Source organism: Streptomyces sp. NBC_00872, assembly GCF_045161915.1.
Classification (GTDB): Bacteria; Actinomycetota; Actinomycetes; order Streptomycetales; family Streptomycetaceae; genus Streptomyces.
Genome location: NZ_CP108806.1, coordinates 7,888,815 through 7,909,187, shown reverse-complemented (window position 1 = coordinate 7,909,187; position 20,373 = coordinate 7,888,815). Strand labels below are relative to the sequence as shown.

Annotated in this window: 14 protein-coding genes; 7 read left to right on the top strand and 7 right to left on the bottom strand. The window is 71.1% G+C overall.

Annotated features, from left to right (window positions below):
• The first annotated feature begins 119 nt into the window (after positions 1-119).
• Together OG214_RS33870 and OG214_RS33865 are read left to right on the top strand one after the other, a co-directional pair.
• Positions 120-452, top strand: coding sequence for a YybH family protein (locus OG214_RS33870; protein ID WP_405986877.1), 333 nt, complete (start codon positions 120-122; stop codon positions 450-452).
• Between the two features lie 175 nt (positions 453-627).
• The gene (locus tag OG214_RS33865) at positions 628-1,047 is read left to right on the top strand and encodes a nuclear transport factor 2 family protein (RefSeq protein ID WP_363083852.1); all 420 of its coding nucleotides are present in this window, start codon (positions 628-630) and stop codon (positions 1,045-1,047) included.
• A 317-nt stretch (positions 1,048-1,364) separates the two neighbouring features.
• Here OG214_RS33865 and OG214_RS33860 read toward each other — a convergent pair whose 3' ends face one another.
• On the bottom strand, positions 1,365-1,913 hold the full coding sequence (locus OG214_RS33860; RefSeq protein WP_363083851.1) for a flavin reductase family protein: 549 nt from the start codon (positions 1,911-1,913) through the stop codon (positions 1,365-1,367).
• 193 nt (positions 1,914-2,106) lie between these two features.
• Here OG214_RS33860 and OG214_RS33855 point away from each other — a divergent pair, with 193 nt between their 5' ends.
• Together OG214_RS33855 and OG214_RS33850 are read left to right on the top strand one after the other, a co-directional pair.
• Positions 2,107-3,738, top strand: a complete 1,632-nt coding sequence (locus OG214_RS33855; RefSeq protein WP_382859660.1) for an aspartate aminotransferase family protein — start codon at positions 2,107-2,109, stop codon at positions 3,736-3,738.
• A 147-nt stretch (positions 3,739-3,885) separates the two neighbouring features.
• On the top strand, positions 3,886-6,129 hold the full coding sequence (locus tag OG214_RS33850) for a BTAD domain-containing putative transcriptional regulator (RefSeq protein ID WP_405986876.1): 2,244 nt from the start codon (positions 3,886-3,888) through the stop codon (positions 6,127-6,129).
• A gap of 195 nt (positions 6,130-6,324) precedes the next feature.
• On the opposite strand, the gene OG214_RS33845 is transcribed toward OG214_RS33850, so the two are convergent.
• The 4 genes from OG214_RS33845 to OG214_RS33830 form a co-directional block, all read right to left on the bottom strand.
• On the bottom strand, positions 6,325-6,966 hold the full coding sequence (locus OG214_RS33845; RefSeq protein WP_405986875.1) for a hypothetical protein: 642 nt from the start codon (positions 6,964-6,966) through the stop codon (positions 6,325-6,327).
• Positions 6,967-7,011: 45 nt separating this feature from the next.
• A complete protein-coding gene (locus OG214_RS33840; protein WP_405986874.1) occupies positions 7,012-9,465 on the bottom strand; it encodes a BTAD domain-containing putative transcriptional regulator in 2,454 nt (817 codons plus the stop codon).
• A 434-nt stretch (positions 9,466-9,899) separates the two neighbouring features.
• Positions 9,900-10,694, bottom strand: coding sequence for a thioesterase II family protein (locus OG214_RS33835; protein ID WP_405986873.1), 795 nt, complete (start codon positions 10,692-10,694; stop codon positions 9,900-9,902).
• 27 nt (positions 10,695-10,721) lie between these two features.
• Entirely contained in the window at positions 10,722-11,333 is a 612-nt protein-coding gene (locus OG214_RS33830; protein WP_363084212.1) for an NAD(P)H-dependent oxidoreductase, read from the bottom strand.
• Positions 11,334-11,504: 171 nt separating this feature from the next.
• Between OG214_RS33830 and OG214_RS33825 the strand changes: the two genes are divergently transcribed.
• Positions 11,505-14,771, top strand: coding sequence for a BTAD domain-containing putative transcriptional regulator (locus OG214_RS33825; protein WP_405986872.1), 3,267 nt, complete (start codon positions 11,505-11,507; stop codon positions 14,769-14,771).
• A 101-nt stretch (positions 14,772-14,872) separates the two neighbouring features.
• Positions 14,873-15,718, top strand: coding sequence for an NAD(P)H-binding protein (locus OG214_RS33820; RefSeq protein WP_405986871.1), 846 nt, complete (start codon positions 14,873-14,875; stop codon positions 15,716-15,718).
• Between the two features lie 27 nt (positions 15,719-15,745).
• Here OG214_RS33820 and OG214_RS33815 read toward each other — a convergent pair whose 3' ends face one another.
• Both OG214_RS33815 and OG214_RS33810 read right to left on the bottom strand, forming a co-directional pair.
• Positions 15,746-16,585, bottom strand: coding sequence for an alpha/beta fold hydrolase (locus tag OG214_RS33815; protein WP_405986870.1), 840 nt, complete (start codon positions 16,583-16,585; stop codon positions 15,746-15,748).
• A gap of 198 nt (positions 16,586-16,783) precedes the next feature.
• Positions 16,784-18,109: an FAD-binding monooxygenase gene (locus tag OG214_RS33810; RefSeq protein WP_363084895.1), complete on the bottom strand. Its 1,326-nt coding sequence runs from the start codon at positions 18,107-18,109 to the stop codon at positions 16,784-16,786.
• 600 nt (positions 18,110-18,709) lie between these two features.
• Here OG214_RS33810 and OG214_RS33805 point away from each other — a divergent pair.
• On the top strand, positions 18,710-20,359 hold the full coding sequence (locus OG214_RS33805) for a thiamine pyrophosphate-binding protein (protein WP_405986869.1): 1,650 nt from the start codon (positions 18,710-18,712) through the stop codon (positions 20,357-20,359).
• Positions 20,360-20,373: the final 14 nt, after the last annotated feature.

The following is a 20,373-nucleotide window of genomic DNA, read 5'->3' as shown; positions in this document are numbered from 1 at the left end:
TGCGCGGGATGGAATAGCGTCCTGGCACGTGGAACTCAGCCACCTCACCCACAGAAGGGCAGGCCGACTCTCCCATGTCGCAACTCACCGATAACTTGGAAAAGCGCACAGAACTTTACGTGGATGCCTTCAACGCCGGGGACTTCGACGCCGTCGACAGCTTCTACACCGAAGAAGCCGTCGCGGTCTGGGAGCCGGGCAAGCCGCTGACGGGCCAGGCCCGCAGGGACTACCAGCGCGAGTTCCTGACCCGCAAGCCGAAAATGACCGCCGTTCCGCGGCAGACCTTCGTCACCGGCGACACCGCGCTGCTGATCGTCGACTGGGTGATCGAGACCGTCGACGAGGCGGGCACGCCCGAGCGGCTGGAGGGCGTCGGCGTGGACGTGCTGCGCCTGGGCGACGACTCCGTCTGGCGCTACGCCGTCGACGACCCGTACGGCCAGGGCTGATCCGGCCCGTACGACCGGGGCCGGCCCCTGTCCGCCGGCCCCTGTCCGCCAGGCACCGGCACGCCTGGCACGCACTCCGCCCCGAGGCGCGGCGGCGCCCCGGGTCAGCACGAGCACCAGTCGGCACGGCACACCACAGCCATTCGGTCATCACAGAGAGGCGGGCCGGTTCACCATGGCCTTCACCATCGATTTCGACCCCGAGAACCCTGACCTCACCAGCGACACCGACACCCAGAACGAGATCTTCATCCAGGTCTTCAACTCCGGTGACGGCGAGCTGTTCAACCGTCTGTACCTCGACGACTCCATCTCGAACTTCTCCGGTGAGCCCCTCACCGGCGCCGCGCGCCTGGCCTTCTTCAAGGAGTTCCTGGTCTCGAAGCCGAGCCTGAAGGCGAAGGTGACCCACTCGTACGTCGCCGGCGACGTGGCGCTGATCGGTGTCGACTACAGCATCGAGGCCACCGGCCCCGACGGCGCTCCCCTCCTTCTGGAGGGCAATTGCACGGACGTCCTGCGGCGCCAGGCCGACGGCCGCTGGCTGATGGCCATCGACCGTCCGGTGGCCGCCACCGGTCTGGTGGCCGAGTAACGGACCGCGCGCACAGCAGAAGAACCCCCCGGATTCGCTCCGGGGGGTTCTCCTCATGGCCGGGTAATTCTCCGGTCAGCGGGCTCCTGCCGCGGTGAGAGCGGCCGGGGGGCGGTCCGCTTACCGCCGCGTTACTTTCCTTACCACCGCGTTACTTTCCTTACCACCGTGTTACGTGCCGCCGTCCGCCGCGCTGATGATGATTACTCATCCATTCCGGGAGAGATCCCGGATTTCGGGGTACGGGGTACGGGGTACGGGGCCGAGGGTGGTCCCCTGCCCCCGGCGGACGCCGTCGTCGCCGGGGGCCCGGCCGTTCAGCGGACCGACAGCTCCGGGCGGCCGAAGGCGCCATTGACGAAGAGCAGCCCCGGGCCGTCGCCACCGCGGCCGGCCTCCAGCACCGTCCCGATGAAAATGGTGTGGTCGCCGAACGAGTGCGCCGCGGTCAGCTCGCACTCCACCCAGGCCAGTGAGCCTGCCAGCAGCGGCGCTCCCGTGTGCTCACCGGGCCGCCACTCGACGCCGTCGAACTGCGCGGCCCCCAGGGTCCGGTTCTTGTCGGCGAAATGCCGTGCGAGGGGCTCCTGTTCGGCGTCGAGGATATTCACGGCGAACCGGCCCGCGGAGGTCAGCGCCTGATGCATCACCGCGCCGTGCCCCACACTGCACAGCACCGAGGGCGGTTCGAGCGACAGAGAGCTGAAGGCATTCGCCGTCATGGCGTGCAGATGCTCCCGGCCCACGGTGATCACCGTGACGCCGGTCGCGAAACGGGACATCACTTCCCTCAGCCGGCCGGGACCCACCCAGCGCGGCTCGGAGTGGGAAGCTGAGGAGTCGAGTTCAGCGGACGCGGAATTCATGCCACCTTCTCCGAATTCGTTGGGGCACGCTCGGCCCGTTACGATTCGAGACACGGGCCGGCGGTTCATCAACGTACCGGCGGCTCATCGACGGGCCTCCACCGTCGGGTAACCGTGGTCCCTCCCCGCCCCGTCGCCGGCCGGGTGACTCCGCGATGACTGCCGGTTTACCCCGCGGGCGCACTCTGTGCCCATGGATCACACAGACTCCGTATCACCCGAGCAGGCGTCCACCGACACAGAGTCCACCGGGCCTGAACTCGCCGAGCCGTATCTGCGCGAGGTGCTGGGCACCGCGGGACTCGCCGTCGAATATGTACGGGCCGAGGACAATACCCTCTTCCGGCTCGGCGAGGACGGCACCGAGATACCGGTGGTGGACTTCGCCGGCGGTTACGGGTCCGTTCTGCTCGGCCACAACCACCCGGAAATCGTCGCGCGCGCCACCGAGTTGCTGGCGGCGGGAACCCCCGTACACGCGCAGTTCTCCCGGCACCCCTACGCCAACCGTCTCGCGGCCGGACTCAACCGGATCATCCACCGGGAACTCGGCACCGACGAGCCGTACTTCGCCATCTTCGCCAACACCGGGGCGGAAGCCGTCGAAGCCGCGGTCAAACACGCCGAACTCGACCGGGTCATGCGGCTGGCGGCGCTCCAGGAGGAGCTGGCCGCGCACACCGAGAACGCCCGTGAGGCGGTGGCGGCCGGTACGGCGACGGTCACGGACCGGACATACACCCGCCTCGGTATCACCGGTCCCGCGGCCGACGGGAATTTCGACACGCTCGCCGCGGAACTGACGCGCCGGAATGCCGAACAGCTCTCGCGGCCCCCGCTGTTCCTCTCCCTGGAGGGCGGTTTCCACGGAAAGCTGGCGGCGAGTGTGCAACTGACACACAACGAGGCATACCGCACCCCCTTCAAGTCACTCGCGGCGCAGGCCAGGTTCGTACCCCGGGAGCGGCCCGACGCGCTCAAGGAGATCCACTCCGAGGAACGGCGTACGGTCTGGGACATGACCGTCTCCGACGGCCGCGTGGAGGTGACGGAACGCGAATTCCCGGCATTCTGCGCCTTTCTGGTGGAGCCGATCCAGGGCGAGGGCGGAATCCAAGTCCTCTCACCCGAATTCGCCGCGGAGATCCAGCGGTTCTGCGAGTCTGTCGACTGCCCGGTGGTCGTCGACGAGATCCAGAGCGGTATGGGCCGGACCGGAACCCTTCTGGCCAGTTCACAGATCGGCCTGCGCGGTGACTACTACACACTGGCCAAGACGCTGGGCGGCGGGATCGCCAAGACATCGGTGATGCTGGTGCGTCAGGCCCGGTACCGCAAGGAGTTCGAGATCGTCCACAGTTCGACCTTCGCCAAGGACAGCTTCTCCTGTCATATCGCGCTCAAGGTCCTCGAACTGCTGGAGGCGGACGGCGGCTCGGCCTACCGGCGGGCCGTGGAGCGGGGCGAGGCGCTGCGTGCCGCGCTGACCTCGGTGCGCGAGGACTTCCCCGACGTGGTCAAGGACGTCCGGGGCAAGGGCCTCATGCTCGGTATGGAGTTCCACGACCAGTCGGGCTCCTCCTCTCCGGTCCTGCGGGACGCGGCGGCCGGCGGGCTCTTCGGATATGTACTCGCCGGGCATCTGCTGCACCGGCACGACATCCGTACATTCCCGACCGCGAGCGCTCTCCACACCCTCCGTTTCGAACCGTCCCTCCAACTCTCCGACACGCAGATATCCCAACTGGAGCGCGGGCTCCGGGACATCTGCGGAATCATGAGGGACCATGCCGGTGAACGTCTCACGGGCGCCCCCGCCCACTGAGCGGGCGCCGCGTGGCTCGCCCCCGCACGCCGACGCCCAAACGTCCGAGATGGCCGATTCGACCAATCTTTGACACAGGTGATCAAGGGTTTGTAGCGTGCGGGGTTTCAAGCGGGGAGATTCATGCGATTTCGGCTCTTAGGCCCATTGGAAGTCCAGACCGACGCCGGGCCGGTGGAACTCGGTGGGACCCGGCAGCGGGCGGCACTCGGCTTCCTGTTGCTGCACGCCAACCGGGTCGTGCCCACCAGTCAGCTGCTCGACGCCCTGTGGCCGACGGACCGCGCGCCCATGACCGCGCGGAAGATCCTGCAGAACGCGGTCTGGCGACTGCGCCGCGCGCTCGCCCAGGCCGCAGGCCAGCTGGGCGCGCCGGAGTTGGTGACACGTGCCCCCGGCTACATGCTCCGGGTCAGGCCCGACCAGGTCGATCTGCTCGTCTTCCAGCAGCGGGTGGCCGAGGGGCGGGCGGCGCTGACGGCGGACGATCCGCTCACCGCCAGCCGGGTGCTGCGCGACGCCCTGTCCCTGTGGCAGGGCGTCGCACTCGCCGATCTGGTGGAGGACGGCACGGCCTGGCCCCAGCTCACCGCTGTGCAGGAGAAGCGCCTCGATGTCATGGAGGACCGTTTCGAGGCGGAGCTGGCCTGCGGCGGGCACCATGCCGTACTGCGCGAGCTGGAGGCGTTCGTGGAGGCCGAGCCGCTGCGGGAGCGGGCCTCGCAGCAGCTCATGATCGCGCTGTACCGATGCGGCAGGCAGGCCGAGGCGCTGGGCGTCTACAACCGGGTGCGCGCGGCTCTCGTCGGGGGCCTCGGTCTGGAGCCGGGCCGTCAGATGCAGCGGCTCCAGCAGTCGGTTCTCACCCAGGACCCGTCGCTCGACCTGCCGGCGGAGATGGCGACGCGCCGTGAACACGCCCGCGCGGCCGTGGCGCCCGTCCCGGCCGCCGCCGCGGCGGACCGGGGCATGGGCGCCACGGCCGTCCAGGCTCCGGAGGAGGGCGGCGCGCACGAGACGGCGGACACCACCGGTCCCGGCCTCGCCCCCGCGGAGACCTCCGGGGAGGCCGAGGCGCCGGTGATCCCCCGTCATGAACCGCTGACCCCCCGTGAGCCGGCCACCATCCTGATGCTCCGCTTCCAGCTCGGCGCGGAGTTCGACCATCTGTCGCCGAAGGACATCGACCGGGTGCTCGACGCGGTCTCCCAGCTCGCCCGCGAGAAGATCGAGGAGTTCGGCGGGCTGGCGGCGGCGTCGATCGGCTCCGTCCAGCTCGGCTACTTCGCGCACTCCCCGGAGGGAGCGGGCGGCGCGAGCCGCGCGGTGCGCGCCGGCATCGCGGTCAGGGACTGTCTCAGTGTTCCTGCGGGCCCGCTCGCCCTGGCCGCTCCCATGGTGCGCGGCCTCGATGTGCACGCGGCGGTCACCACCGGCGAGGCCGTGGTGACCAACTGGACCGTGGCGGGCGCCGTCCGGCCGTTGATCGGCGGCGATCCGGTCGACGTCTGCCAGGACATGCTGGACCGGACACCGGGCGGTGAGGTCCAGGTGTGCGACGAGACCCGCCGGCTGACCGAATCGCACATCACCTACCGCCATGTACGGACGTCCCCCTCGGTCTGGCAGGTACGGTCGGTCGGCGGCGCCGAGGACCGCTGTGTGTCGTACGGCGGCGAGCGCGAATGCGAACTGGACCTGATGCGCGGCCTGTTGCGGCGTACCCGGCAGCGTTCGATACCGCATCTGATCACGGTGCTGGGCGAGTCCGGATTCGGCAAGACACGGCTGCTGATGGAGTTCCAGCGCCGGGTCGCGGCCGAACCCGACGCCGTACGGGTGCTGACGGGCACGGTTCCGCGTCCGGGCACCGGCAGCCCGCTGGCCGTGCCCTCGGAAATGTTCGCCACGTACTGCGGGATAACCGACCAGGACTCGGAGGACACGGCGCTCCACAAGGCCGAGACCGCGCTGCTGCCGCTCGCCGGCGGCCGGGCGGACGGCGCGCGGACGATGCTGTCCCTGCTGCACCCCCTGATCGCCGCGGTCCCCCACTCGCACCGCGCGCCCTTCACCGACGAAGTGCTAGCGGCCTGGCGGGACTTCCTCACGAGGGCGGCGCGCGAGGAGCTGCTGGTGCTCATCTGGGACGACCTGCACCATGCCGACGACATCCTTCTGGAGACGGTCGAGCATCTCACCGACAGTTGCGCCGACGTCCCCCTGCTGAACGTCGTCGGCGCCCGCGCCCCCCTGCTCGAACGCCGCCCCGACTGGGCGGGCGGCCGTCAGCACACCATGACCATCAGCCTCGCCCCCGTCGACGGTGACGCGCTGGACCGGCTGCTGAAGTCGCTGCTCGTCCCGGACGGCAGCGCGGACGTCGCCTAGAGCGTGCCGTCGAAGCGGGGCCGTTCGTCGCTACGGTGCCGCTCCTCGGTTCGGTGCCGCTCCTCGGTTCGGTGCCGTCGTCAGTACGGTGCCGTTCCTCGGCGCCGTTCCTCGGTGCGGCGGAGGCCGGTGCGCGCCGGTCCCGCCGCGCGGACGGTGGACCGCCCGCGTGCGGATGTCCGGCCTCGTCGACGGTCACGACCGCCGGGCGGAGACCGGCGCCGGGGCGGAACGGGCCGTCGCCGGGGCCGTCGCCGGATCGGTTCGCAGGATACGGATCGTCCGGGCCAGCGCACCGATCGCCTCCGTGCACGCCGGGTGTCCGGCCGGCAGCGTCGTGGCCGCGCACTCCAGCAGCAGCGCCGCCGCGATCACCTGCTGATCCGCGGCGGGCGGCGGTGTTCGGCCGGCGACCCGCTCGTCGAGGCTCATGGCGGTACGCAGAACCCCCCGGGCCCAGACGGTGAGCGAGAGCCGCGACACGCGACGCGGCACACCCCCCGGGATGCCGACCACCGGCAGCGCGGTCTCGAAGCGCCGGAGGATCGCGGGAGCGTGCCGTCTGAGCAGCACGACGGCCGGGTCCGCCCGAGGCGCGGGCTCCGCCCCGGGTACGGGATCCGGCCGCCGGTGCGGGGCGGCGGCCTCGGACACGGCCGGGGACGGGGACGGGGACGGGAGCACGGGTCGCGCTCGGCGCCGGTCGGTGGCCCGAGCCCGGCGCAGTCCCGCGTCGAGCGCTTCGACGAACTCCCTTCCCACGAGCGCGGCCAGGGCCAGATCGGCGCTCTTCGCGGGCCGGTGGGCGGGGGACGGTGGGAGGCTGTTGTCATCCATGCTTTCAGGGAAGCAAGTCCCGTGCTCAGACGCTCCATTCTGCGGTCATCGCTCCGCGTGCCTGGCCGCGAACGGTTCATGACCGGTGAGTGCCCGGCCCCGGCGCACCCCCTGGCGTACGGGACCCGCCGCGTACACCGTGCCCTCGGCCGCCTGCCTGCCGACGAAGCGCGCGAGCAGGTCCCCCCGCCGTTCCGGCAGCCGGTCGAGTGTCAGGGTCCCGGTGTGACGCTGCCCGCTGCCCCAGAAGGGCCGGCGTTCCAGCAGCTCGGGCCGGGCGGAGGCGACCACGAACAACGGCGCGGGCCGGGCCGTGGCGACCAGTCTCTCGATGCAGTCCAGCACCGAGTCCTCGGACCGGTGGATGTCGTCGAAGCAGAGGACCAGGGGCCGCTCGCGCGCCGAGAACGTCACCAGCTCGATCCAGCTCTCGTGGACCTCGTCGTGGCTGGCGTTCTTCGCGGCCGGGCCCATCAGCGGATGCAGGCTGTGCAGCAGGCGTTCGGCGGTCGGACCGTGCCCGGCCAGCCTGCGCACCGCCTCGGCGAAGCGGCTGTCCACGCCCGCCCCGGCCGGCAGCCCGCAGCAGGCGGCCAGGATGTCACGGGCCAGCCGGGGCCCGTTGTCGGCGCTCTCCTCCGCGCTCACCCTGACCACGCGCACCTGCGCGGACCGCAGGGACACCCGGCGTTCGAACTCCTCCAGGAACCATGTCTTGCCGACGCCCTGTTCGCCGAGGATCGTCACCAGGTGCGGTGCCTCATGGCTGCGGGAGCGGTCCAGCAGGTTGGAGACGACGGCGAGTTCGTGTTCGCGGCCGGCCGGCTCCTCCCGCGTGCCGAGCGGCATGTCGTGGATCTCGCCGCGCGTGCGCTGTCGCGGCACCTGGGGGTCCGCCTCCAGACTCACCACCGGGCGGTGCCGCATCCGTACCTCGGTGACACGTGCCGCGTCGCCGCTGACATAGACCTCGCCGGGCGGTACGGCGGTCAGCAGGGTCTGGGCGTCGTCGAGCAGCCGGCCGACCACCGTGACGGGCGCGGCCGGGTCGTGGGGGTCGTGGCGGACCAGCGCCGAGCCCGCGATCACGACCGCGTGGAACGTGGGTCCGGACATCCGGTTGAGCCGGTCACGTACGGCGAGCGCCGCCGCCACCGCGTCCAGCGACGCCGTCGGCCGGTCCTCCCGCAGACCGAACAGGGCGACGGACACATAGCCGAGCGAGCCGACGACCGTACCGCCGAACTCCTCGACACCCTCCGAGAACGCGCTCACCGCGTCATGGAGCGACAGGGCGATCCGGTCGCTCCCGAGCGCGGCGGCCTCACCGGTGAATCCGGTGCGCACCAGCACCACGCTGACCTGCCGCCGTTCGGCCACCGGTCCTCCCGGGGTTCTGCCCGGGGTTCTGCCCAGCTCGGACCGGTCCGTCTCGCGTCTGCCCGTCCCGGGTCTGCTCCCGTCGGATCTGCCGGGGCCGGCCGGCGGCGTGACCGGCCTGTGTTCCTGTCCCGGCCGAAGCTCCTGTCCCGGCCGCTGCTCCTGCCTCAGCCGCTGTTCCTGTGCCGTCGGATGGCGCCGGCCCTCCCGCCGCTGTTCCGGCGCGGCCTGAAGGCGTTCGTCCTCCGGCCGGCGCTCCTCACCCGCCCGGGGCTCCTGCCGTACCGCCTCGCCGGGTCCCGGCGGCGGACCGCCGTGCAGCGGGCGTACGTTCGCGAGGACGATCCGCTCGGCCCCCGCGTCCACGGGCGCCACCAGGGTCGGATCATGGGTGAGGATGCTCTTCTGGAGGAGCTGGAGATCACGCGAGGGCTCCAGACCGTACTCCTCGACCAGCGCGCGCCGCACACGGGTGAACACGCTGAGAGCCTCGGCCTGCCGGCCGCAGCGGTACAGGGCGAGCATGAGCTGTCTGCACAGACGCTCCCGCAGTGGCTCCGCGGCGACCAGTGAGACGAGTTCACCCAGGACGGCCTGATGGCGACCGCACAGCAGTTCCGCTTCGAAGCGGTCCTCCATGACATCCAGCCGAAGCTGACCCAGCGCGGTCAGCTCCGGCCAGGCGACGCCGTGTTCGGCGAGGTCGGCCAGGGCGGGTCCGCGCCACTCACCGAGGGCCTCGCGCAGCAGACGCGCCGCACGCTCGACGTCCCCCGCGAACAGCTGGGCCCGGCCTTCGGCGACCTGCCGGTCGAAACGGTTCACATCGAGCCGCTCGGGATCGACGCGCAGGATGTATCCGGGCGCCTGGGTCAGCAGTTCGGGACGTTCGCCCTCCAGGGGACCGCGGTGGCCGGGTGGTTCGGACAGTACGGCCCGCAGGCCCCATACGGCGTTCTGCACGATCTTCCGGGCGGTCGCCGGCAGTTCCTCCTCCGGCCACAGGGCGGCCAGCATCTCGCTGGTGGCCACCACGCGGTTCGCCCGCAGCAGCAACAGCCCCAGCGCCGCACGCTGTTTGAAGCCCCCCAGCGGTACCGCCTCGTTTCGGAACGACACCTCTAACGGACCCAGAATCCTGAACTCCACGCTTGTCCCCTCATGGGTAAAGTGTGCGCTGATTCGACGAGTACGGAGGCCGCACTGCCACGACCCGGTCCGCGGTGGTCGGACCGGGTGCCGATGACCGTCCCGTCCTCCCGGAGGTACAGGACCGGGTACGGCGGATCCTGGTTGACCGGACCGGACCCGGCCGGACCCGGTCGGACCCGGCCGGACCGCGCCGGGCTCGCGCGGCCGGTCCGGTACGCTCCCCGATTCCGGCGGTCTTCACACCGTTGTAAATTCCACCGTTGTAAATTCCGTCCGTCCCAGCGCCGGGGCGCTCCGAAGAATTCCGCCCCACCCGCGGCACGGGCCCGCACGCCCGTCATGCCGCCCGGCCGTCATACGCACAGGACGGCAGGTGCCCCGCCCCTCCGCGCAGGACGGCGCTACGTTCGCAACGCGTCCTGGCCCGCCGGCCGGACCGCCACCCGGTCCACGATCGCCTCGGCCACCTTGTCGAGCCCGCCGCCCAGATAGAAGTGACCGCCGGGGAAGACGAGTGTCTCGCTCTCCAGCGCGGTGCGTTCGCTCCACGCCCGCGCCGACGAGACCGGGACCACCGGATCGTCGGCCCCGACGAAGACGCTGACCGGGGTGTTCAGCACGGGATCCGGAGTCCAGCGGTAGGACGCCAGCGCGCCGTAGTCCGCCCGCAGCGGGGGAAGCGCCATGGCGACCAGCTCAGGATCGTCCAGCACGGTGGCGTCGGTGCCGCCCAGGCGCCGGACGGCGGCCAGGATCGCCCCGTCGCTGTCGAGCAGGTCGTGCGGGCCGGGCGCCGTGCCCGGGACACCGCGGCCCGAGAGGAAGAGCCTCAGCGGTCCGGGCGCGCCGCACCGCTGGAGCGCGCGGGCGGTCTCATAGGCGACGAGCGCGCCCATACTGTGCCCGAAGAGGGCATACGGCCCGGCGGTCCCTTCGATCAGCCGCTGGGCGATACGCCCGGCCAGTGGGGTGATCCCGCGCTCCGGGGTCTCGTGTCTGCGGTCCTGCCGGCCGGGGTACTGCACGGCGAACACATCGAGGTGCGGCGCCAGCAGACGCGACAGACCGGCGTAGGCACTGGCCGCGCCGCCCGCGTGCGGGAAACAGATCAGCCGGGGACGGTCCGCGTCACCGGAGCCCGCCCGCGCGTCACCGGAGCCAGTCCGGTCGTACCGCCTGAACCACTTGCTGTCCATGACGCTTCTCCCTCCGCTCTGCACGGGTCACTCTCCTGGGCAAAGGTCGGCGGCACGTTCGTACGGTTCGACCGCGCGCGCCTGGCGCAGTGCGCGGGCCCACCAGCCGAGCCGGTCGAGCATGGCGCGGGCGGCCTCGTGACCGGCCTCGATGTCCAAGGGCCGGCCGTGCGCGTCGAAGCGCTCCTGGTAATCGTGGAAGCTGACGGTCTCCCGGACCGTCACGGCATGGGCCTCGGCGAAGACCTGCCGTAACTGGGCGACGGCACACAGACCGCTCGACGCCCCGCCGTAGGAGAGGAAGCCGACCGGCTTGGCGTGCCACTCCTCGTCGTACCAGTCGATGGCGCTCTTCAGGGACGCGGGAAAGCTCTGCTTGTACTCGGGGGTCACCACCACGAACGCGTCGGCCGCGGCCAGCCACGGCGCCAGGTCCTGTACCGCCTGCGGTTTGCGGGCCGAGAGTTCGGTGGACATCACATCCGGCAGCCAGGCGGTGGCGAGATCGATGACATCGATGTCGAAATCGTCGCGCAGCCGCGCCCTCGATGCGAGCCACTCCGCGGCGACGGGCCCGAACCGGCCCTTCCTGACGCTGCCGATGATGATCACCAGGCGCAGTCGGTCCGTGTCCCCCATCAGAGTCCCATTCCCTTCGCCGTGCTCGCGTCACTGCCGGAAATCACTCTGCGGCATATGCCTTCGGATTTCCTTCGGGTCCGCTTCGGGCCATCTCGTGCAGGCCCTTGGTACTGGCGTGACCTGCGAAAACCCCTATCCCTGTGGATTGGCTGAGTTAGGCTGGGACGCATGCAATTCGGGGTGCTGGGACCGCTGGAGGTGTGGGCGACCAAGGAGAGGTTGGTACGTGTACCCGAGGTGAAGGTCCGAGCCCTGCTCGCCGATCTGCTCGCCCACAACGGGCGTGTGGTGCCCGCCGACAGGCTCGTCGAGGACCTGTGGGGCGGTTCGACACTTCCCGCCAACCCCCTCGGAGCCCTCCAGGCGAAGGTCTCCCAGTTACGGCGAGCGCTGGAGGAGGCCGAGCCCGGCAGCCGGGAGCTGATCGTGCACAGGGCTCCCGGGTACGCGCTCAAGGCACCGGACAAGTCGGTGGACGCCGACCGTTTCCGGACCCTGGTGGTGCGCGCCCGTACGATCGAGGACCCGCGGGCGAAGGCCGCCGTACTGACGGACGCTCTGGCGCTCTGGCGGGGACCGGCGTTCGCCGACTTCGCGGACGAGCCCTTCGTACGGGTCGCGGTCGCCAGTCTTGAGGAGGAGCGCCTCACCGCCGTCGAGGAGCACGCGGAGGCCCGTCTCGAACTCGGTGAGCACAGCACGCTGATCGGTGAACTCACCACCCTCGTGGCCGCCCATCCGCTGCGGGAGCGGCTCCGGGCGGTGCAGATGCGGTCCCTCTACCGGGTCGGCCGTTCCTCGGAAGCCCTCGACAGCTACGCGGAACTGCGGCGGCGGCTCGACCAGGAGCTGGGGCTGTCCCCCGGCCCCGCCATCGAAACGCTCCGGCAGGCGATACTCCGCCAGGATCCCGGACTCCAGGACACCACGGGCGCGTCGAACGCCATCCCCGGCACCCGGTCCCGCACCAATCTGCCCGCCGGGGTCAACTCCCTGGTGGGACGGGACAAGGCGCTCGCCGAGGTGCAGCAGTTGGTACGGGACCGCCGGCTGGTGACCCTCACCGGTCCTGGCGGGGTGGGCAAGACCCGGCTCGCCACAGCCACCGCCCGCGAGCTGGACGGTGAATTCCCCGACGGTGTCTGGCTCGTGGAACTCGCGGGACTCGGTGGCGCCGAGCGGCCCGCCGGTCCGGGGGTGGTCGCCGAGCATGTGATGGCGGTGATGGGCATCCGGGAGGACTCCGGCGCCGCGGCCTTCGGGGCCGAGTCCGCGGGCGGCTCCGTGCAGCGGCTGGCCCGGACGCTGGCCTCCCGCCGGCTCCTGCTGGTCCTGGACAACTGTGAGCATGTGGTCGACGCGGTGGCCGAACTGGTCATCTCGCTGCTCGAAGCCGCCCCGTACGTCAAGCTGATGACGACCAGTCAGGAAAGGCTCCGGATACCGGGCGAGACCATCTGGCCGGTGCCGCCGCTCGGTCTGCCGCCGCCGGACAGCGACACGGCCGCGCTGCGACGCTCCAGCGCGGTCCAGCTGTTCGCGGCGCGGGCCCGGTCCGTGGACCCGGGTTTCGTCCTCGACGCCGTCACCATCCGCAAGGTGACGGACATCTGCCGGCGGCTGGACGGACTGCCGCTGGCCCTGGAGCTGGCGGCCACCCGGGTACGGACCCTCGGCGCCCAGGAGTTGCTGGACCGGCTCGACGACCGCTTCCGCATACTGAACAGCGGCTACCGCGGCGCACCGCAGCGTCAGCAGACGCTCCAGGCGACCATCGACTGGAGCTGGAGCCTGCTCAGCCCGCAGGAGCAGACGCTTCTGCGCGGACTCGCCGTGCACGCCGAGGGCTGCACGCTGGAGGCCGTCGAGGAACTGTGCGAGGGCACCGGAGTCTGCGCCGACGAGGTGCTGGACATCCTGGCCCGGCTGGTGGACCGCTCCCTGGTGATCAGGGTGGAGTGCCCCTCCCTGCCCCGCTACCGGCTGCTGGAATCCGTCGCCGCCTACGCCCAGCGGAAGACCCATGAGTTGGGCGAGACCGCGGAGCTGGCCCGTCGCCATCTGCGGTACTACGCGGAGCTGGCCGAACGGGCCCGGCCGCATCTGCACGGCCGCGACCAGCGCCACTGGCTCCAGCTCCTGGACGCGGAATCCGCCAACTTCCAGCGGGCCCTGGACGAGGCACGGCGTACCGGCTCGGCGCAATGGGCGCTGCGGCTGGCCAATGCCCTGACCTGGTACTGGTTTCTGCGCGGCAGGCTCGGTGAGGGATGCCGGGCGCTGGCGACCGCCCTCGCCACGGAGGGGCAGGCGCCGGCGGCCGAGCGGGCCGAGGCGAGGACCTGGCACACCGGGCTCGGCATGCTGCTGGGCGAGAGCGGGACGGACGCCGGAGCCCGGCCGGACGAGGACCGGCCCGAGCGGACGGTGGGCCGGGCCAGGGCGGAGTGGTTCCTCGGGTTCGCCGAGTGGAGCCTGGGCGCGCTGACGGCCGGCGAGCAGCGGATGAACGGGGCGCTGACCGACTTCCGGGCCCTGCGCGACGCCTGGGGTGTGGCGGCGGCGCTGAGCACCCGGGCCGCCCTCGCGATGGCCAGAGGCAATCTGGAGGCGATGCGCGGCAACGCCCTGGAGGCCCGCGGCCACTTCATCAGCCTGGGAGACGCGTGGGGGCAGCTCAAGGCGACGGAGGTGCTGAGCGTCCTCGCGGAGATCAACGCCGACTACGAACTGGCGGCCGGGCTGCACCGGGAGGGACTGCGTATCGCCGAATCCCTGGAGCTGTGGTCGGAGGTGTCGCGCAAGCTCTCGGGGCTGGGCCGGATCGCCCTGCTGGCGGAACGGCTGACGGAGGCGGACGAACTCCATGAGCGGGCCCTGCGGCTGGCGGTCGACCAGGGGAACCGGCCGGTGGAGCAGTTCGCCGAGCTGGGGCTCGCGCTGGCCGCCCGGCGTCAGGGCCGGCTGGACACCGCGGAGGAGCATCTGCGGCCGTGGCGCGAGTGGAACCGCAGCCGGGGGGCCTTCACCGGACTCGCCCTGGTCCTGGCCGAGCTGGGATTCGTCGCGGAGCAGCGGGGCGACGCCGACGCAGCGCTCGCCCTGCACCAGGACTGTCTGGCCACCGCCCGGGTGACCGGTGATTCACGGGCCGTGGCGCTGGCGTTGGAGGGGCTGGCCGGGGCGCACTCGCTCGCGGGCCGGCCCACCCGGGCGGCGCGGCTGCTGGGGACCGCCGCACAGACCAGGACGCTGTCGGGGGCGCCGCTGCCACCGGCCGAGCGCGGGGATGTGGAGCGGATCTCCGCGCGGATCCGCGCGAGCCTCGGCGAGGACGCGTTCCGGGCCGGGCTGGAGGCCGGGGCCGCGAGGGACCACGAGACCGCGGCGGACGAGGAGGAGAAGTTCATGGCGGATTCCCGGCGCACGACCTGACGACGGGAGGCCGGTCCCGTATACGGACCGTACAGCCGTCCGACTCGCCGCTTCGGTCAACCACCCCTGGCCACTGGGTCGTTCATGGTCTACTCGACGGCATGGAACGCGGCAACGGACACGGTCCCATCCTGGTCATCGGCGCCACCGGCAAGACCGGCCGGCATCTGGTGGCCCGGCTACGGCGGCTCGGTGAGGACGTCCGGGCCGCGGCCCGCTCCACACCGGTCCGGTTCGACTGGTTCGACGAGTCCACCTGGGAGCCCGCGGTGACCGGTGCGCGCGCCGCGTATCTGGTGGACGCGCAGGACGAGCACGCCGCGGAACGGATGCGGGCCTTCGCCCCGTTCGCCGTCGAGCGGGGCGTCGAGCGGCTGGTCCTGCTCTCCGCGCGCGGCTGGGCCGACTCCGGTGAACCGGAACTGCTCGCGACGGAGAACGCGCTGACGGAGTCCGGCGGCGCCTGGACGATTCTGCGGCCGACCTGGTTCATGCAGGGCTTCACCGAGGACGAGATCCTGCGCGCGCCGGTACGGACCGGGGAACTGCGGCTGCCGAGCGGCGACGGCATGGAGCCGTTCATCGACGCCGAGGACATCGCCGAGGTCGCGGCGGCGGTCCTCACCCGGGACGGACACGAGGGCGGTGTCTACGCTCTCTCCGGGCCGCGCGCCCTGAGCATGGGGGAGGCCGTGGACACGATCGCCAAGGCGACCGGCCGCGCCATCCGTTACGTGCCGGTCTCCGAGGACGAGTACGTGGACGGCCTCACCACGCGGGGTGTTCCGCCCGGTCAGGCCCGTTTCGTGGCGAAGCTGTTCGGCTGGATACGGGACGGCGAGGACGCCTATCTCTCGGACGGCGTCCAGCGGGTGCTGGGCCGGACCCCCCGGGACTTCACCGATTTCGTCGCCGCGGCCGCCGCGGCCGGAGCCTGGGACGACTGACCGGCCGGACGGCCCGCGTACGGACGGTCAGACGCGGCCCGTCCGGTGGAGGATCTCCGCGGCGATCGTCTCCGGGACCTGCTGGGGCTGCCAGTGCGAGACCCCCTGGAGACGGACGAAGCGGTACTCCCCCGTCACATGGTCCGCGGTGTGCTCCGCGGCGAAGACACCGACCGACGGGTCGTGTTCGCTCCAGATGTGCGTGGTCGGCACGGCGACGGGCCCGAGCTGGTCCGTGTCGTCGCGCAGGGTCCCCGCCCGGTACCACTTGAGCGCGGCCCGCAGTGTGCCGGGGCTGGTGTGGGTACGGACGTACCGCTGGATCTGCTCCTCGCTCAGCACGCCCTCGCCCGCCTGCCGGAACCATCCGTCGAGCCCGGCCGCGCCGTCGGCGAGGAAGGCGTCGGCCGCGTCCTCGGCGCTGAGGGTCTCGATGTACCCCGAGTGGTCCCGCTGCTCGGGATCCACCCGCAGCGCGTGCTGATAGGCGTCCAGATGCGGGAACGCCGCCGCCGTCAGGCTCCGTACCCGCTCCGGGACCCGCGCCGCCAGATACCAGCCGACCACCGCGCCCCAGTCGTGCCCGGCGACATGCGCCGAGGCGATACCGAGGGCGTCCAGGATGCCCAGGGCGTCGCCCGCCACCTCCTGGAGCGCGTACGCCTCCGCCGGTTCCGGACGGGCACCGGGTGAGTAGCCGCGCTGGTCGGGGGCGACGGTGCGCAGCCCGGCCCGGTGCAGGACCGGCACGATGTCGCTCCAGGACTGCCGGTTGTGCGGAAAGCCGTGGAGCAGGAGTACCGGGTCGCCGTCCTCGGGTCCCGCCACGTCGACGTCGAAGACCAGCTCGTTCAAGGAGATCTGCATCAGGGCTGCCTGTCCGTGGATGGTGGGCGGGTGACGGGTGGACGGATGGACGAACGGCCCTCGGACCGGCCGGTGTCACTCCGGTGCGGGTCCGGGTGCGATCGCGGGGCGGAGGGCCGGCCTCGTTCCGCACATACGCGGCCGGTCCTCCGCCGACGCGGCGGGCGGCACCCCGATGTGCCGGTCCGGGGCGACGCGTCAGTCCGCCTTCAGCGCCTCCCGCACTCTCGCGGAGCGCAACGCCTCCGGCGGGTCGACGAGACCGATGACACGCGCGTAGGCCGCCGCGACGTCACCGTCCCGCTGCGCCGCCTCCAGGACCCGGCCGATGTACTCCTGGTCGGCGAGGATCTCCGGTGTCCTGACCCCCTCGACCCCGGGAAAGCCCAGATCGTTGCCGAGTGCCTGGCGCCATGCCTCGTCCACCGCGTCGCGGGCGAGATCGCGGAAGTAGGCCACCGGATCGGGCGGTCCGCCGGCCGCCGCGTGCGCGCGCAGTACGACGGAGCCGAGGGCCGCGACCGTCATCCCCTGTCCGTACGTCGGGTTGAAGCTGCACACCGCGTCCCCCATGGCGAGCAGCCCGGCCGGGAACCGGTCCATCCGCTCGTAGCGGCGGCGCAGACTGGCCGGGAACCGGTAGGACACCGGTTCGTCGAGCGGCTCCCTGTCGACCACCAGCGCCTCGTAGATCTCCGGTGAGGAGAGCGACTTGAGGAAGTCGAGAAAGCCCTCCGGGTCGGTGGGCGGTACGTCGCCGAGGATTCCGTACGCGGTCACGATCTGACGCCCACCGTCGATGCGCGCGCATATCGCACCGCGAGGGTTGTCCGGTGTGGCGACGATGTCGACGGAGATGTCGCCGGGCGACGGCTCGGGCCCCGCCCGGTAGTGACGCGTGGTGTAGGTGAGACCGACCTGGGTCCGGTCCTCCGGGACACCGGGCCACCCGTGGTCCTTCAGCCATCTCGGTATCTGCGAGCCGCGTCCCATGGTGTCGACCACGAGATCGGCGTGGACGACGGATGTGCCGCCCGGGTCCTGGCGGTCCACGATCCGTACGCCCGTCACATGGCGCGTGACAGGGGCGAACCGCAGTCCGACGACCTCTCTGCGGTCCAGGATCTCGACGTTCGCCAGGGCGCGTACCCGGTGCCGGATGTGCGCCTCCAGCGTGGGCCGGGCGACGGACACCGCGAGGAGTCCGGAGTCACCCTTGCTCATCGGGATGCCGTCCATGATCCAGCGGACGTTCCCCGCCACATCACCCGTGACGGCGCCGGCCGTCTCCAACTCCTCGGTGATACCCGGGAAATACTCTTCGATGATCTGCTGGCCCCGGGCCAGTATCCCGTGGACATGGCGTCCCTGCGGCACTCCGCGCCGGTTCCCCGGGAGATCGCTCAGCGCGTCCCGGTCGACCACGACGACCTCGTCGTAGGCCTCCGACAGTGCCCGCGCCGCGAGCAGACCCGCGATGCTCCCGCCCAACACCACGGCCCGTCGCAACTTCTCACCCGTCATGGCGGGGTGCCTCCTCATGTGTCCGTCACCGCTCGTGTCTGCCACCCCTGCCGTCCGCCACTGGTGGACGCTTGTGTCCCTCAGGACTCAGGGACGCTAACTCCGCCCGGTAATCGATGACCCACTGCCCGGTAATCCCGCTGGGGACGCTCCGTTGACAACGGGGGCAAACCGCGCTTAGGCCACCTAGGGAGCGTGAGCACCGCCATGGCCGGACCACCGGGCGGGGCCGGAACGGCCCGGGAACGGATCCCGAACGGGTCGGGAACGAATCCGGAACGGACTCGGAACTGATTGGGAACGGATTCGGAACGCGTCCGGCGCGGCGAAAGCTCGCACCACAAGAGGCCGCGCGCCATGAGGGGCCGTATCCCATCGGAGTTACGCCGAATCGGTACCGCCTCGGGGCCACCGCACCCACCGCGCCCTGTCGTCAGGATCCACGGCGTGAGGGTGCATTACGCTCTGGCTCTCCCGCGACGGCCGGGGAACCCGTTCGGCCGCACCGTGGATCGCGTGCGGGGAACGACATCGCCGCATTCCGCCGAAAGCACCGGCGCCTGTCGGTTCAAGACCAGCCGAACCCGAAGGAAAATCCCGATGAAGGCATTCCAAGCTGTCACCGACGCGATCACCGCCGAAGGACTCGACCACTTGTTCGCCGTGATGGGGGACGCGAACCAGGACATGATCGTGGACCTGGGCGAACGGCACGGCGCGACATTCGTCCACGCCCACCACGAATCCAGCGCTGTCGGTATGGCCGACGGCTACGCCCGGTTCAGCGGCAAGCCCGGTCTCGCGTCGGTCACCCAAGGACCCGGCTGCACCAATGCCACGACCTCGCTGGTGGCCGCACGGCTCCACCGCACCCCCCTGATGGTGCTCGCCGGACACACCTCCCTCCGTGATCCTTACAACCCGCAGGGAATGGTGGACCAGCAGGCACTCGCCGGACTCACCACCGGGGCCACCGTCCGGCTGGAATCGGTGCACAACGTGGACTACTGCCTCGGGGAGGCATTCCGTCAGATCAAGGTCCGGAAAGGACCGTTCCTTCTGAATCTGCCCCAGGACATCCAGCAGACGGAGATCCCGGACCCCGGCTGGACATACCGGCCCATGTACACGCCCAACCCGCTCCAGCCGCCGCGCGCGGAAGATGTCGAGGAAGCGGTCAAGCTGCTCGCGTCGGCCCGGCGCCCGGCGATTCTCTGCGGACTCGGGGCGAGAAACTCCGGAGCGGAATCCAAGGTGCGCGCACTGGCAGAGCGACTTGCCGCACCGGTCGCCGTATCCATTCTGGCCGCCGGATTCTGCGCGGATTATCCGCTGTATCTGGGAGTCAGCGGCGGGCTGGGTTCGCGTCCGACCGTGAAAACGCTCGCCGAGAGCGATGTGCTGGTGGTCGTCGGCGCCAGCCTGAACGAATGGACGACCGACTTCGGCAAACTCCTGGCGAACGAGAAGAAGATCATCCAGATCGACGACCGGCCGGAAGCTTTCGGCTGGTTCGCCCGGGTGGCCGTCGGGATGACGGCCGACGCGGGAACGGGCGTGGCGGCCCTGACGGACCGGCTCGCCCGGACGGTGGAGGCGCGCCGGCCCGACCCCGGACTCGTACAGCGGCTCCAGGACGACCGTAAGCCGAAGTCGGTGCACTACAACGACGGGGACACCACGGATCCGCGTCGCGCCGTACAGCACCTGGAGGACGCCCTGCCGAAGGACGACCGCGTCCTGGTGGTCGACGGCGGCCACGCGGCCATGGTCTGCGCGAAGATCCTCACCGTGCCGCGCGCGGAGAACTGGGCGATCGGCTGGGACTTCGGCGCCATCGGCCAGGGCCTGGCCCTCGCCATCGGCGCCTGCTTCGCCCGCCCGGGACAACGTGTCACGCACGCGACCGGGGATGCCTCGTTCATGATGAACGTCGCCGACTTCCATACGGCCGTACGCCACAAGCTGCCGCTCACGGTGATCGTCTTCAACGACAACGCGGTGGGCCAGGAGAAGCACGATCTGGTCCACAAGAAGCTGAACCCGTCCTACGCCGACATGCCGGAACCCGACTTCGCCGAACTGGCGGCCGGCTTCGGCGCCAAGGGCTTCACCGTGCGCCGGCCCGACGACCTCGGCGAGATCGACAGAGCACTGGCCGTCGAGGAGGGCCCGGTCCTGGTCGACGTACGGATCAACGGCGATGTCGAGCTGGCGGCAAGCTGGGAGATCGCCAAGCACCTCGGCTAGCGCCTGCCCTTTGG

Coding starts and splice junctions, on each gene's coding strand:
- OG214_RS33865 (WP_363083852.1), top strand. CDS start 628: ATGGCCTTCACCATCGATTTCGACCCCGAGAACCCTGACCTCACCAGC.
- OG214_RS33860 (WP_363083851.1), bottom strand. CDS start 1,913: ATGAATTCCGCGTCCGCTGAACTCGACTCCTCAGCTTCCCACTCCGAG.
- OG214_RS33855 (WP_382859660.1), top strand. CDS start 2,107: ATGGATCACACAGACTCCGTATCACCCGAGCAGGCGTCCACCGACACA.
- OG214_RS33845 (WP_405986875.1), bottom strand. CDS start 6,966: ATGGATGACAACAGCCTCCCACCGTCCCCCGCCCACCGGCCCGCGAAG.
- OG214_RS33835 (WP_405986873.1), bottom strand. CDS start 10,694: ATGGACAGCAAGTGGTTCAGGCGGTACGACCGGACTGGCTCCGGTGAC.
- OG214_RS33830 (WP_363084212.1), bottom strand. CDS start 11,333: ATGGGGGACACGGACCGACTGCGCCTGGTGATCATCATCGGCAGCGTC.
- OG214_RS33825 (WP_405986872.1), top strand. CDS start 11,505: ATGCAATTCGGGGTGCTGGGACCGCTGGAGGTGTGGGCGACCAAGGAG.
- OG214_RS33820 (WP_405986871.1), top strand. CDS start 14,873: ATGGAACGCGGCAACGGACACGGTCCCATCCTGGTCATCGGCGCCACC.
- OG214_RS33815 (WP_405986870.1), bottom strand. CDS start 16,585: ATGCAGATCTCCTTGAACGAGCTGGTCTTCGACGTCGACGTGGCGGGA.
- OG214_RS33810 (WP_363084895.1), bottom strand. CDS start 18,109: ATGACGGGTGAGAAGTTGCGACGGGCCGTGGTGTTGGGCGGGAGCATC.
- OG214_RS33805 (WP_405986869.1), top strand. CDS start 18,710: ATGAAGGCATTCCAAGCTGTCACCGACGCGATCACCGCCGAAGGACTC.